Origin of the sequence: Mycobacterium sp. 1164966.3 (genome assembly GCF_001665395.1) — a bacterium.
In the GTDB taxonomy this organism is placed as follows: domain Bacteria; phylum Actinomycetota; class Actinomycetes; order Mycobacteriales; family Mycobacteriaceae; genus Mycobacterium.
Genome location: NZ_LZSG01000024.1, coordinates 37,430 through 50,863 on the forward strand (window position 1 = coordinate 37,430; position 13,434 = coordinate 50,863).

The following is a 13,434-nucleotide window of genomic DNA, read 5'->3' on the forward strand; positions in this document are numbered from 1 at the left end:
GGGGGAGAGCGGGCGATTCAGCTGGAGGCTCACACCCGGGTCAGGTGCGCGCGCAACGCCGAGATCAGCTCGTTCGTCGCCTCCGCGCTGCCGCCGCCGAGCGGAAACAGATTGGCGAAGCCATGCGTCAACGCACCCAGGTACCGCAGGTCCACCGCCGTCCCGGCGGCCCGCAGCGCCGTCGCGTAGCTCTCACCCTCGTCGCGCAGGGGGTCGAAACCGGCGACCGCGATCAGCGCCGGCGGCAAGCCGGCCAACGAGTCGGCCAGCAGCGGCGACATCCGCGGGTCTGCCGGATCCAGGTCAGTACCCCGCAGGTATTGGGCGTGGAACCAGTCCATATCCCGTTTGGTCAGCAAGAACCCGGTTGCGAACAGGCTCATCGATCGGGTGTGCGCGGTGAAGTCGGTTCGCGGGTAGATGAGCCACTGCAGCACCGGAACGGGCCCGCTTTGAACACCGGCCGCGTCGCGGGCCAGCAGGCACACTACGGCCGCCAGGTTGCCCCCCGCACTGTCTCCGCCGACGGCGACCTGGCCCGGAATCGCACCGAGTTCAGCGGCGTGCTCGTGTGCCCACAGGAACGCGGCGTAGGCGTCGTCGACCGCGGCCGGGGCCGGATGCTCGGGCGCCAGCCGGTAGTCGATCGACAACACGTGCAGGCCGGCATCGCGGCAGGTCAGCCGGCACAGCGCGTCGTGGGTGTCCAAGTCGCCGATCGTCCAGCCCCCGCCGTGGTAGAAGACCAGCAGCGGTGCGGCCGCGTCACCCGCCGGGCGGTAGTGTCGCGCGGCGATCTCACCGGCCGGGCCGGGTATGGACAACTCGCGCACGTCGACGTGAATCTGCGGGCCCGGAAGTTCCAGGATCGTCTCGCGCATCTGGGCGCGGGAGGCGACGGGGTCGTCGTCGACGGCCAGCCCGTCGATGCCGGCCAGTCGCAGACCCGACAACATCAACTGCAGCGTGGGATCAAGCGTGTTGCCGTCGATGATCACCGAACGACCGCCCGAGAGCACCCGCTTTGCCGGGGCCGGGATCCACGGAATCACCTTGACGCCGACGGTGGTGACCTTGTTCTGCACCCGGCTCACCCACCGCAAGGGCGCGCCTTTTGCTCCGAGCTTGACGTCCGTCGCGCCTGGCAGACTCTTTGTCATGGCTGATCCCTTGTTCGGTCCCTTGTTCAGTCACCAAGTCTTACTGAACGACGGGAATCGGATACCCACCGTCGGGCTCGGAGTTTTCCAGGTCGCGCCCGCAGACACCGAGCAGGCGGTCGGTGCCGCGCTGCGCGCCGGTTACCGGCATATCGACACCGCGGCCGCCTACCGCAACGAACGGGAGACGGGGCGAGCGATTGTCGATTCCGGCGTGCCTCGCGACCAACTCTACGTGGTGACGAAGCTGGCCAATTCCGACCAGGGCTACGACAGCACGCTGGCGGCCTTCGATGCCAGCATGGACCGGCTGGGGCTCGATTATCTGGACCTTTACCTGATCCATTGGCCGCAGCCCGCCCTCAACAGATATGTCGACACGTTCAAAGCGTTCGCCCACCTGCGCGACCAGGGCCGAGTCCGGTCGATCGGCGTCAGCAACTTCGAGCCCGAACACCTCACGGTGCTCATCGATGCCACCGGCATCGTCCCCGCGCTCAACCAGATCGAACTCCACCCGCGGTTGCCCCAGAAAGAGTTGCGTGAGGTGCACGCCCAGCTGGGCATTGCCACCGAGGCGTGGTCTCCGCTCGGGCGGGGTTCGCTGTTGACTCATCCGGCGATCAAGGCTGTCGCCGAGGAATGTGGCCGGACACCTGCCCAGGCGTTGCTTAGGTGGCATATCCAACTCGGTAATATCGTGATTCCCAAGTCGGTACACCCCTCACGGATTGCGAGCAACTTCGACGTGTTCGATTTCGAGCTGAGCGCCAGTCAAATGGCATCGGTCTCTTCTCTCGAAGACGGCACCCGGCTTGGCCCCAACCCTCGAACCTTTAATTCCACAGGCAGGTGAGCTGAGTTGACTGGCGAGTCGGGCGACATCGTCCCATCCATATCGCTCAATGACGATAAGACCATGCCGGTGCTTGGCCTGGGCGTCGCGGAATTGTCTGATGACGAGACCGAACGTGCCGTCTCGGCGGCGCTGGAAATCGGTTGCCGCCTGATCGATACCGCTGCGGTCTACGGCAACGAAGCAGCCGTCGGCCGGGCGATCGCGGCCTCCGGGATTCCGCGCGCGGAGCTGTTCGTCACCACCAAGCTGGCCACTGCCGACCAGGGTTTCACCAGTGCGCAACAGGCCTGCCAGGCCAGCTTGGAGCGGCTCGGACTGGATTACGTCGACCTGTACCTGGTGCACTGGCCGGCGCCGTCGCTGGGTAACTATGTGGACTCCTTCGGCGGCATGATCCAGAGCCAGGCACACGGGCATGCCCGCTCGATCGGCGTGTCCAACTTCACCGAGGATCACTTGACGACGGTCATCGAACTCACCTTCTTCACGCCCGCGGTCAACCAGGTCGAGTTGCACCCCCTGCTCAACCAGAACGACCTGCGCAAAGCGAACGCGCAGCACAATGTGGTGACCCAGTCCTACACACCGCTGGTTCTGGGCAGGCTGATGGACAACCCGACGATCACGTCGATTGCCGGCGAGTACGGCAAGTCTCCCGCGCAAGTCCTGCTGCGCTGGAACCTGCAGCTGGGCAATGCGGTCATCTTCCGGTCGGCCAAGCCCGAGCACATTGCCGGCAACCTCGACGTGTTCGACTTCGAATTGAGCGCCGATCACCTGGAGGCGATCAACGGCCTTAACGACGGCACCCGGCTGCGTCCGGATCCGGAGACGTACGAGGGCGCGTAAGCCAGACAGCTCGTCGAGTGCGAACCTGGCGACGCTTGGTCGGCGTGTCCTGTCGCGATATTCACTGTCGGCTGCCAACGGCTGCTCAGCCCAGGCCTATCCCGCCGGGCACGTGGCGGCGGCCTGACGTAGCGCGTCGGCCGAAGCCTGTTCCACCGGCAACTGGTAGCCGCGCAGCACCGCGATGAACTGCATGGCGTACTGACACGCGAACGCGGTGTTCGGCGGCATCCAGTGGGCCGGCGGCGAATCGCCCTTGTCCTGGTTGGCCTGGCCCTGCACGGCCAACAGGTTGGCCGGGTCGTTGGCGAAACGCAGCCGCTGCGGCCCCGGCCAGGCGAAGGCGCCCATGTCCCAGGCGTATGCGAGCGGGACGATGTGGTCGATCTGCACCGATTCGCCGACCTTGGCGCCGCGCTGGAAGACCACTGTGGTGTTGGTGTACGGGTCGTGCAAGATCCCGGTGGCCACCGCGTCGGGGCACCGCTTGGTGATCACGTACGTCTTGTCGACGAGATCGCGGTTGAGGATGTCGTCGCGGGTGTCGCAGCCGTTGTGGCCACCCGGGGCGTCGTTGTCGTCGTCCCAGGCGTCGCCGTAAGCCGCCCTGCGGTAGTCGTAGCGATGCAGCCGCTGGGGTAACACGGCGATTCCGGCCAGCACATCGGTCCCCGGTTGCACCGTCGGGACGTCGGCGCGCGCGGCGAACTCCTTGTGGTGCCTCGCGGCCGGTCCCACCGTCTGGTAGGCCACCACCAACGCGAGCACCGCGAGAGCCGACAACCACAGCAGCACTTTGCGGTTCATCACGTGCCTCATGCCTTGTCCAGATATTCGACGCGGTCCGGTCTTTCGAAACGGGCTCCCAGGACCGCCAATCCGGGATGCGCAGCCGCCTCCGCATAAGCCGCCGTGCAGAGGTCCCGGGCGGCCTCGATGACGGCCTGGTGCTCGGCCAGCGAGAGCAGCCGCAAGGTGATCGCCCTGCCGGACTGATTGCGGCCCAACACATCTCCTTCCCGCCGCTCTTTGAGGTCCAGGTCGGCGAGCGCGAATCCGTCCATGGTGTCAGCTACGGCACGCAACCGTCGGCCCGCCGGGGATCCCGTCGAAACCCAGCTGGCCAGCAGGCACAGGCTTGGGTGCTGACCCCGGCCGATGCGGCCGCGCAGCTGGTGTAGCTGGCTGATTCCGAACCGGTCGGCGTCCATCACCAACATGACAGTCGCGTTGGGAACGTCGACTCCCACCTCAATCACGGTGGTGCACACCAGCACATCGATATCGCCGGAACGGAATGCGGCCATCGCGGCGTCCTTCTCGTCGGCGGGCAGTCGGCCGTGCATGAGGCCCAACCGCAGGTCCGCCAGCTCACCGGAACCTAACCGAGCGAACAGGCCCTCGGCGGTCTCCGAAGGCTTCGAGCCGGGCTGATCGGCCCCGTCCGTGTCGTCGATACGGGGCGTCACCACGTAGGCCTGGCGGCCGGCGGCGACCTCCTCTTTGATGCGCTGCCAGGCTCGGTCCAGCCACCCCGGATTCTCCTTGACGAAGATCGTCTTGGTGGTGATCGGCTGCCGCCCGCGCGGAAGTTCGCGCAGTGTGCAGGTTTCCAGGTCGCCGTAGTAGGTGAGTGCCACCGTGCGTGGTATCGGCGTTGCCGTCATCACCAGCAGGTGCGGCGTGATGCCCGCAGCGGCCTTGGCGCGCAACCGGTCTCGCTGCTCCACACCGAACCGGTGTTGCTCGTCGACGACGACCATGCCCAGATTGTGGAAGTCGACCGCGTCCTGCAACAGCGCGTGGGTGCCGATGACGATGTCGATCTGCCCGGCGGCGATTTCGGCCCGCAGGTATTTCTTCTGACCCGTTGTCATCGACCCGCTGAGCAGCGCTACCCGCGCGGCGTTGTCGGCCCCGCCCAACTGTCCGCCCATCGCCATCGGGCCCAGCACATCGGAGATCGACCGGAGATGTTGTGCTGCAAGCACTTCCGTCGGCGCCAGCAGCGCACACTGGTAGCCCGCATCAACCATCTGCAGCATCGCCAGCACGGCGACGATGGTCTTGCCGGAGCCGACCTCGCCTTGCAGCAGGCGGTTCATCGGACGGGTCTCCGCGAGCTCGTCGGACAGCACGCCGAGCACTTCGCGCTGTCCGGCGGTCAGCTCGAATGGCAACCGCCGCGACAATTCTGCCATCAGACCATCGACGCGCGGGGGTGCCGACGGGCCCGACTCGGACAGCTCGCCGTGCCGACGGGCCAGCAGCGCCCATTGCAGCCCGACGGCCTCGTCGAAGGTGAGTCGCTCGCGGGCGCGTCGGCGCACCGCGTCGCTCTCCGACAGATGGATGGCGCGCAAGGCCTCGTCTTCGGGCATCAGGTGATAGCGTTCGCGCAGGTCCGCGGGCAGCGGATCGGCGACCGGGTCGAGGACGTCGAGCACCTGGCGCACGCAGTTGAAGATGTCCCAGCTCTGCACCTTGGTGCTGGCCGGGTAGATCGGGAAGAAGCGGCTTGCGAAGTCCGCTATGTCGAACTCGCCCCTGGTTCTTTGCGAGGCGACGGCAATGCTTTTCAACGACTTGGTGCCGCGATGCTTTCCGTCCGGCGAGTCGAGGATGAGGAATGCCGGATGGGTCAGCTGCATGACGCCGTTGTAAAACCCGACTTCCCCGGAGAGCATCACCTTGGTGCCTTTGGTCAGGTCCCTGCTGATGATCTTGGCGTTGAAGAACGTGGCGGTCACGCGGTTGCGGCCGGAGCCGAGGGTGATCCGGTGACAAGTTCTCTTCGGGGTCTTCTTCGTCAGAAACGTGTGCGCTTGGGTGATCGTGTCGACGATGGTGATGTGCTCACCGGCTTCCGGCTGCTCGTCCTCGGCGGCGCGCACCGCCGCGCCGACCACGTAGCTGCGCGGACAGTGGCGCAAGAGGTCGTCGACGGTGCGGATGCCGAATTCCTCGTCGAGCTGCTCCGCGTTTTTGCCGCCGACGACGTAGTCGAGTCGATCGCTCAGTGACGCCACGGCTACTCGACCCCGATCAGTAGCGCGTCGCCGCGATGGCCGGTGCGGTAGGTCAGCAGCTCGGTCCCGGGATGCTTGTCGTGCACGTGCTTGTGCAGAGCGTCGGCCAGGGCAGCGGCGCCGTCGGTCGCCTCGATTGCCTCGCCGATGAGCACTGTGGCCAGCTCGCCGCCGGAGGCCAGCAGCAGGTCGAGCAGGCCGGCTGCCGCCGCCGCGACGTCGGCGGCCACGATTAGCACCTCGTCGCCAGCAATGCCCAGGCCGTCACCGGGCTGACAGCTGCCGGCCCAGGTCAGGGCCGTCTCGGTGGCGATGCGCACCGAGCCGTGCCGGGCAGCGCCGGCCGCGCGGGCCATGGTGTAGCCGTCGTCGACGGCCTGCCGGTCCGGTTCGTGCACCGCCAGCGCGGCCAGCCCCTGCACCATCGACCCGGTCGGTATCGGAACAACGTCGACACCCCAGCCGATGGCAGCGGTGCAGCCGGCAACCAGCTCGGCCGCCGCCACATAGCCGTTGGGCAGCACCATGACCTGTGCGGCGCCGGTGTCCACCACCGCCCGGACCAGCCGGTGGGCGCTGATGTCGGTGGCCGGGTCGGCGGCGTCCGAACTGGGTTGCAGCACGTAGGCGCCCTCGTCGGCGAACAACTGCGCGGCGCCGTCACCGTCGACGACAGCCAGGACCGCCCGTTCCCGCGTCCAGCCGCCCGCGGGCAGGCCGGTGGCACCGGAAAGGGCCGAAATGACGATGCGGCTCAGCTGCCCGGCGACCAGGCCGGCTTCGACGGCCGCACCGGCGTCGTCGGTGTGCACGTGCACCGAATAGCTGCCGCCTGTAGTCGGCGCGGCGGCGGCAATGGCGACGGATTCGCCCAGCTCCGCCAGCCGGTCCCGCAGCGCGTCGGCCGCCTCGGCGTCGCAACCGCTCAGCAGGTACATGACCTCGAACTGCGGCGCCGGTCGCTTGGCGGCTTGCGCGGGCGGTATCCGCGGTGACGGCTCATACACCTCGCGGGCGGGCGCCTGGCCGGTAATCGTCGTGCGCAGCGCGTCCAGCAGGACCAGCAGGCCGCGTCCGCCGGCGTCCACCGCGCCGGCGTCACCGAGCACGTCGAGCTGCTCGGGGGTCTTCTCCAGCGCGACGACCGCCGCATTGCCGGCAGCCGTGACCGCGTGGGCCAGGCCTTGACCGTCGACCGCGCACTCCTCGACGGCGCCGGCCGCGGCCCGTAACACCGAGACGATGGTCCCGTGGACCTCGTCGCCGCCCATCGAGGCGATCACCAGCTCGACTCCGCGCCGCAACGCGGCCCCGAGCAGGGCGGGGTCGATTTCGGGCAGTTCACCGCCGCGGTCGGCGGCCGCCGCCGCGGTGACGTCGGAAATACCGCGCAGGATCTGGGACAGGATGACCCCGGAGTTGCCCCGGGCGCCGTTGAGCGCGCCGGTCGACAAAGCGGCGGCGACCCGGGCGACGTCGCCGGGGACGGCCTCCGAGGCGTTGGCCTCGGCAAGCGCGGAACGCATGGTGAACAGCATGTTGGCGCCGGTGTCGGCATCGGCGACCGGGAAGACGTTGAGCCGATTGATCTCGTCGATATGAGTGATCAGGTCACTGACGGCGGTGTGGGCCCAGTCGCGGAGGGCGGACGCGTTCAGCCGACGATCGTGTTCGGCGCAAGTGCCCACCGCTGACCCTCTTCCCTGCGTGCCGGCCCGTGCGTTGAGCCTAGCCAGCGGCGGTGACAGCACAGCTCATGACGCAGCCGCCGCGGTGCAGCATTTTGGCGGTTGCCGCCGACCCCGGCTATCCTGGGACGGCCCGGCCGGTCCGGGTTGGTCGCCGGACACCAAGACACCGGATCCCAGAACGTTTGAGGAGCTCAGAATGGCCGCTGTGTGCGATATCTGCGGGAAAGGCCCCGGCTTCGGCAAGTCGGTGTCGCACTCCCACCGCCGCACCAGCCGCCGGTGGGACCCCAACGTTCAGACCGTGCACGTCGTGACGCGTCCCGGCGGCAACAAGAAGCGGCTCAACGTGTGCACCTCGTGCATCAAGGCCGGCAAGGTCGTCCGCGGCTGACGGTCCAGCGGCGATCGCAAGCGCGGCGAAGCCGGGCGCGGCGGGTCGCCGCCATCGATCCAGCGGCGATCGCAAGCGCGGCGAAGCCGGGCGCGGCGGGTCGCCGCCCTGGGTCTAGCGGCGGTCAAGCGCCGCGAAGGTGCGACTGGCGACGGATTTCCCGAGTGGCGGCGTCGGCGGCTGCACTTTCGCGGTACCACGGGTCAGACGGCGCGGCCACCAGAACCATCGGCCCAGCAGCGCCACGATGGACGGCACTACCAGCGCCCGCACCACCAGGGTGTCCATCAACAGGCCGACCGCGATCGTGGTGCCGACCTGGGCGATGCTGAGCACGCTGCTGGCGAGCAGTGCCAGCATGGTGATCCCGAAAACGATGCCCGCCGTGGTGACCACGCCACCGGTACCGCCGAAAGCCCGGATGATCCCCGTCTTGAGGCCCGCTGCCGCCTCGTGTTTGATCCGCAACGCCAGCAGCAGGTTGTAATCCGCGCCGACGGCGATCAATGCGATGAAGGCGATGGGCGCGACAGCCCAATGCAGCGGCTGATGCAGCAGGTACTGCCAGATCAGCACGCTGGCACCCAGCGCCGATGCATACGACGCGACGACGGTGCCGACGACCACCAGCCCGGCGACCGGGCTGCGCAGCATCGTCATGACGATCAGAAAAATCAGCACCAGCGCGGCTCCTACCAGCAGCGCCGTGTCGCGGCCGACGGAGCGCTGCAAGTCGGCGGTCGCGGGCCCGACACCGGCCAGGTCGACTCCAGTCGGGGTCAGCGTGCCCTCCTTGGTGGCCTGCCTGATCGCGGCGCGCACCTGATCCGCCCGGGTGGCGCCGTCGCTGCCCCACTCCTCACCGTCGCCGTACACCAGTAGATAGGTGGCGCGGCCGTCCGCGGAGATGAGTTTGCGCAGGACCTCGGTGTAGCGCGGGTCGGAGAACGCTCGCTGCGGCAGGTAGAAACCCGATGCCGCGCTGCCTTGGAATTGAGTGTCGATCTCGGCGAGGTAGTCGGTCAGCTGCCTCAGCTGTGGCCCGATGGCATCGCTCAATCCGAGCAGGTCGTGGGTGGCCGAACGGGCTTGCGCCAGTGCGTTGTTCATTGCTGCCACGGCTTGCGGCATACCCGCCAGCGCCTGGGCTGCGATATTCGACCCACCGGTCAGCTTGGCGGCGCCGTCACCGAGTCGCGTCGAAGTCTGCAGCAGGCCATCGACAGGCTCCAGTATCCGGTTCACGGTCGCGCACAACGGGTTACCGGCGCAGTCCGGGGTACGCGCGACGAAGTCGCGCAGCGGATCCAGGTAGCTCGACACCGTGGTGGCCGACCGTTGCACGCCTTCCAGGCCGGCGCGCATATCGGTTGCGGCCCCGGACATCTCGGCCAAGCCCGCACTGCCGCCCCGCAGTCCGCTGCCGAGCTGGCTCACCGCCGCCTGGGTTTGCGCCAGCGCGCCGTCGAGTTCGGAGATCCGGCGCAGCCGCCGCGTCAACGAATCGACCGTCTCGTTGAATTGACGGCCGACCGTCCCGGCCTGATAGCTCAGCGTCGCCTCCTCTGGCACCTTGCCGTCGGGCCGGCTGGCCGATTGCACCATCCGCACCCCAGGGACGGCCATGATCTGACGCGTGATCCGCTCGATGGCGATCAGCCCGGCCGGGCTGCGCAGGTCGTGGTCGGCCTGAATGGTGACGACGTCGGGTAGCAGCCAATTGGCCGCGAAATGCCGATCGGTGGCCGCATAGCCGCGACTGGACTCGGCGTCGGAAGGGGTGGCGGCCGGCTCATTCCAGCCGACCCGAAGGCTCGCGAGTGGCAATGCCACCAGCACGATCACCGCGCCGGCGGTGGTCAGGATCGGCCCGGGCCAACGCGCCACCGCGGCTCCCACGCGCCGCCAGCGCCGCGCGGTCTTGGACGGCCGCGGTTCGAGCCGTTCGCGGCGCACGGCCAAGGCCATCAGCGCGGGCGTGAGCGTCAGGGACGCCACCATCGTCGCGAGAATCCCTATCGCACAGGGTATTCCGGCGCTACGGAACATCCCCACCTCGGCGAAGCCGAGGCACGCCAGCGCCACCGACACCGTCAGCGCCGACCCGATGATCACCGGGGCGACGGCACGGTAGGCGTCGGTCAGCGCCGGCGCAGGCGCCACACCGCCACGCCGGCCCTCCTGGTAGCGCCCGACGAGAAAGATCGCGTAATCGGTGCCTGCGCCCAACGTCATCGCCGCCATCAGCGCCACCGAGAACAGGGACACCTCAACGGTGCCCGACAACCCAAGTGCCGCAACAATCCAGCGGGCAACCGCCAGCGCCAGACCGACCGATATCAGTGGAATGGCCGCGGCGATCGGCGACCGGTACACCACCAGCAGCAGCACCAGGATCAGTGCGATAGTGGCGGCGGTGATCGACAGCATCTGCCGGTCGATGGCGGCGAATTCGTCGACGATCGTCGCGCCCGGACCCGTCACATGAGCGTGCAGCCCCGCCGGTGGCGACAGGGCGGTGACGGTATTGCGCACGGAGTCCACCGAATCGCGCGCTTTGGAGGTCCCCAGCATTCCGGCGAGCCGAACCATGACGCTGACCGCATGTCCGTCGCGGCTCTGTGCGCCCGCGGCGGTCGCGGGTTGTGACCACAGGTCCGTCACCGAATACACGTGCCGGCGATCGGATTCCAGTGCCGCCGTCAGCGCGTCGTAGAACTTGCGGTCCTGTGCTGTCAGCGGCGCGTTCCGTTCCAGCACCACGAAAATGAAGTTGTTACTGGGGGTTTGCCCGAACAGCTCGGCGGCGCGGGTGGCGGCGATCGAGCTGGACGCGTTCGCGGGCATGAAGGAGCGCGAGTGCGACTCGACGACCCGCTCCAGTTGCGGCACAGCCAGATTGCCGACGGCGGCCGCCAGCACCCAGAGCCCGACAGCCAGGATCGCGTATCGGATTGCCTTCTGTTCACGCAACGGTCTGCCGATCGCTCATCGATCCGTCGAAGAGATCCACAACCCGGTGCTCACCTCGAGACAGCACGCGCAGCCGCAGCGATCGTCGGGAAGCTATGCCCAACAATGCGTGTAGTCCCGGGTTGGCGGCGGTCAGCTCAGCTCTGGCCTCTTCGGCCGTAAGACCGTCGTAGTCCGCCTGATCCAGCTTCGCGTACAGCATCATCAGCCAGCGCTGCCGCAGTGAGAGCAGCAGCCCCTCCTCGCTGCCGAACAGCCGGGAGACTTCGGATGCCTTGTCGGCCAGATCAAGTGCCGCCTCGGGGTCGGTCTCGGCGGCTTGGATCAATTCGGCCATGAAGGCCATGCGCTCGTGCAGCAGTTTCCATGTCATACCGGAAACGTTAGGAATGGGGGCCGCTACCGCGCGTCGTGCTGAGGTTCGGTCTTTGGCTCCTACCACGGTATGAGGCCGAGCCGCCGCGAGGCATACCCGAGGATGATGTGGCCGGACACGCGGCTCTTTTAGGATTGGACGATGTTGCGTGCCGCAATCGGCTTCCTGCGCGAGAGGCTGCGCGAACGGCGTGAGCGGATGCCGGTCGGCATCACCTGGCCGTTCGTCATCATTACCTACGGCCTTGTGCTGTCCGCCGGGGCTGTCGCGGTGCTGCAGCGGCCATGGTCCGATCTGCCCGCCGCGCTGATCGCGATGTCTATCGCCCTGTCGCCGCTAGTGGCGTTCTTCTTTTTCAATATGAAGTTCCGGCCCGTCCTGATGTGGATCACCTGGTCGGCAACCACGGCGGTAATGCTCTTCGCCACGTCGACGCCGATTCGCGCCGATTTCGCACCGGCCTTGCTGGTGTTGATGGTCGGTCTCGTAGGGACATTGACCTCCGGTGTCGGAGGCTTCCTGGCCGCCGTGTCGTCGGCCGCGATGCTGCTCACCGCGGCCGCGGTGCACCGGCTGGATGTGGTGGCGCTGTATCTGTTGTTCGTCGCGGGCGGCTGGCTTATCGGCTATCTCATGCACACCCAACGGGTGCTGCTGGCGCAACAGATCGAGGCGCAGGAGGTGTTGGCCGAGCACGCCGCGGCCGACGAACGGCGACGCATCGCACGCGAAGTGCACGACGTCATCGCCCACTCGCTTTCGGTCACACTGCTGCACGTCACCGGCGCGCGCCGCGCGCTGCAGCAGGACCGCGACGTCGACGACGCGGTCGAGGCGCTCGAGCAGGCCGAACGGCTCGGCCGGCAGGCGATGGCCGACATCCGCCGCACCGTCGGTCTGCTCGACACGGGACCGCACGGCGCCAGAAAAGCCGCTCCTCCACCCGAGCCCGGCATCGACGACATCGGCGTGCTGGTCGCGGATTTCGAGCGGGCCGGAGTAGCCGTCACACTGCGCGTCGACGGCCCGACCAGCCGCGTCTCGGCCGCGGTCGGCCTCGCCCTGTATCGCATTACGCAGGAATCGCTGGCCAACATCGCCAAGCACGCGCCGGACTCCAGATCATCTGTGGTGCTTGATATTTCAGCGGCATCGGCCAAGCTGGCCATCAACACCCAACTGCCCGCCGCGGTTGCGGCCGCCGACACCGAGGGTCGCGGACTGCGCGGCATGCGCCAGCGCGTCGAATTGCTCGGCGGAGCCATCGAGGCCGGGCCGAGTCGGGACGGGTGGGCGGTGAATGCCGAAATACCGCTCGAGGACGGCAATACCGGATGGCGGCCGTGGTGGTGTCACCAGTCGTGAGCTTCACTGCCACTGAAACGCCGGAAGTCGCGGTGCTGCTCGTCGACGACCAGGATCTGGTGCGCTCCGGGCTGCGCCGAATCCTGCGCCGCAAAGACGGTTTCACCATCGTGGCCGAATGCGCCGACGGCGACGAAGTGCTCGCGGCGGTCGCCAAGTACCAACCCGATGTCGTGGTGATGGACTTGCGGATGCGACGGGTCGACGGCATCGAGGCGACGCGCCGGCTGGGCGGGGCGCCGCCGGTGCTGGCGCTGACGACATTCAACGAGGACGAGCTGCTGTCCGGAGCACTGCGGGCCGGCGCGGCGGGCTTTGTGCTCAAGGACTCTTCCGCCGAGGAGCTGATCCGCGCCGTGCGGGCCGTCGCGCGAGGAGACAGTTATCTGGACCCCGCGGTCACCTCGCGTGTACTCAGCACATACCGCAAAGCGGCCCACGGGGTTTCGGATAAGCACCGTAACGATCTCGCCGAACTGACCGCGCGCGAACTCGACGTGCTCACGCTGATCGGAAAAGGCTTCTCCAACAACGAGATCGCGGACGAACTGTGTATCTCGGGCGTCACCGTCAAAAGCCACATCGGCCGGATCTTCGGCAAGCTCAGGCTGCGCGACCGCGCCGCGGCGATCGTCTATGCCTACGACAACGGCATCGTCGCGCCGCGCTAAACCCCGCGAGCAGACGCAAAAGCCCCCGCAAGCACGGTGTGTCGCGTGATTTTGCGTCTGCTCGCCCCTA

The 13,434-nt window shown here is 67.7% G+C and carries 11 protein-coding genes and 1 pseudogene; 5 read left to right on the forward strand and 7 right to left on the reverse strand.

All coding sequences use genetic code 11. From position 1 onward, the window contains the following. Positions 1 to 29 precede the first annotated feature (29 nt). Positions 30 to 1,160 carry an alpha/beta hydrolase gene (locus A9W99_RS08650; protein WP_067375806.1) on the reverse strand — a complete coding sequence of 377 codons (1,131 nt, stop codon included), beginning with the start codon at positions 1,158 to 1,160 and terminating at the stop codon, positions 30 to 32. On the opposite strand from A9W99_RS08650, the gene A9W99_RS08655 reads away from it, so the two are divergent. After that, positions 1,159 to 2,016, forward strand: a complete 858-nt coding sequence (locus tag A9W99_RS08655) for an aldo/keto reductase (protein ID WP_067375808.1) — start codon at positions 1,159 to 1,161, stop codon at positions 2,014 to 2,016. The two genes, A9W99_RS08650 and A9W99_RS08655, sit on opposite strands and share 2 nt — an antisense overlap. 6 nt (positions 2,017 to 2,022) lie before the next feature. Further along, on the forward strand, positions 2,023 to 2,868 hold the full coding sequence (locus tag A9W99_RS08660; protein ID WP_172828838.1) for an aldo/keto reductase: 846 nt from the start codon (positions 2,023 to 2,025) through the stop codon (positions 2,866 to 2,868). A gap of 96 nt (positions 2,869 to 2,964) precedes the next feature. Here the strand turns inward: A9W99_RS08660 and A9W99_RS08665 are convergent, their stop codons facing one another. Genes A9W99_RS08665 through A9W99_RS08675 form a run of 3 tightly spaced genes read right to left on the reverse strand, consistent with a single transcriptional unit; the run spans position 2,965 to position 7,555 of the window. Continuing rightward, positions 2,965 to 3,675, reverse strand: a complete 711-nt coding sequence (locus A9W99_RS08665; RefSeq protein WP_067375893.1) for an HNH endonuclease family protein — start codon at positions 3,673 to 3,675, stop codon at positions 2,965 to 2,967. An 8-nt stretch (positions 3,676 to 3,683) separates the two neighbouring features. After that, positions 3,684 to 5,897, reverse strand: coding sequence for an ATP-dependent DNA helicase RecG (gene recG / locus A9W99_RS08670; RefSeq protein ID WP_067375814.1), 2,214 nt, complete (start codon positions 5,895 to 5,897; stop codon positions 3,684 to 3,686). A 2-nt stretch (positions 5,898 to 5,899) separates the two neighbouring features. Continuing rightward, the gene (locus tag A9W99_RS08675; protein WP_216639721.1) at positions 5,900 to 7,555 is read right to left on the reverse strand and encodes a DAK2 domain-containing protein; all 1,656 of its coding nucleotides are present in this window, start codon (positions 7,553 to 7,555) and stop codon (positions 5,900 to 5,902) included. A gap of 229 nt (positions 7,556 to 7,784) precedes the next feature. Between A9W99_RS08675 and rpmB the strand changes: the two genes are divergently transcribed. Next, on the forward strand, positions 7,785 to 7,979 hold the full coding sequence (gene rpmB / locus A9W99_RS08680; protein ID WP_066930307.1) for a 50S ribosomal protein L28: 195 nt from the start codon (positions 7,785 to 7,787) through the stop codon (positions 7,977 to 7,979). Here the strand turns inward: rpmB and A9W99_RS27725 are convergent. The 3 genes and pseudogenes from A9W99_RS27725 to A9W99_RS08690 form a co-directional block, all read right to left on the reverse strand. Then, positions 7,934 to 8,054 (reverse strand): annotated as a pseudogene (locus A9W99_RS27725) (gamma-glutamyl-gamma-aminobutyrate hydrolase family protein); the annotation flags it as partial. The gene rpmB and the pseudogene A9W99_RS27725 overlap by 46 nt on opposite strands. Positions 8,055 to 8,093: 39 nt before the next feature. After that, complete coding sequence (locus A9W99_RS08685; protein WP_253869687.1) at positions 8,094 to 10,952, reverse strand: RND family transporter; 2,859 nt, start codon at positions 10,950 to 10,952, stop codon at positions 8,094 to 8,096. After that, positions 10,945 to 11,325 carry a hypothetical protein gene (locus tag A9W99_RS08690; protein WP_067375819.1) on the reverse strand — a complete coding sequence of 127 codons (381 nt, stop codon included), beginning with the start codon at positions 11,323 to 11,325 and terminating at the stop codon, positions 10,945 to 10,947. Before A9W99_RS08690 ends, A9W99_RS08685 begins: the two co-directional genes overlap by 8 nt. A gap of 144 nt (positions 11,326 to 11,469) precedes the next feature. Here A9W99_RS08690 and A9W99_RS08695 point away from each other — a divergent pair, with 144 nt between their 5' ends. Both A9W99_RS08695 and A9W99_RS08700 read left to right on the forward strand, forming a co-directional pair. Beyond that, on the forward strand, positions 11,470 to 12,693 hold the full coding sequence (locus tag A9W99_RS08695; RefSeq protein WP_067375821.1) for a sensor histidine kinase: 1,224 nt from the start codon (positions 11,470 to 11,472) through the stop codon (positions 12,691 to 12,693). After that, the gene (locus A9W99_RS08700; RefSeq protein ID WP_253869689.1) at positions 12,690 to 13,364 is read left to right on the forward strand and encodes a response regulator transcription factor; all 675 of its coding nucleotides are present in this window, start codon (positions 12,690 to 12,692) and stop codon (positions 13,362 to 13,364) included. The genes A9W99_RS08695 and A9W99_RS08700 overlap by 4 nt, the downstream gene beginning before the upstream one ends. Positions 13,365 to 13,434 lie beyond the last annotated feature (70 nt).

Coding starts and splice junctions, on each gene's coding strand:
- A9W99_RS08665 (WP_067375893.1), bottom strand. CDS start 3,675: ATGAACCGCAAAGTGCTGCTGTGGTTGTCGGCTCTCGCGGTGCTCGCG.
- rpmB (WP_066930307.1), top strand. CDS start 7,785: ATGGCCGCTGTGTGCGATATCTGCGGGAAAGGCCCCGGCTTCGGCAAG.
- A9W99_RS08690 (WP_067375819.1), bottom strand. CDS start 11,325: ATGACATGGAAACTGCTGCACGAGCGCATGGCCTTCATGGCCGAATTG.
- A9W99_RS08650 (WP_067375806.1), bottom strand. CDS start 1,160: ATGACAAAGAGTCTGCCAGGCGCGACGGACGTCAAGCTCGGAGCAAAA.
- A9W99_RS08655 (WP_067375808.1), top strand. CDS start 1,159: ATGGCTGATCCCTTGTTCGGTCCCTTGTTCAGTCACCAAGTCTTACTG.
- A9W99_RS08695 (WP_067375821.1), top strand. CDS start 11,470: ATGTTGCGTGCCGCAATCGGCTTCCTGCGCGAGAGGCTGCGCGAACGG.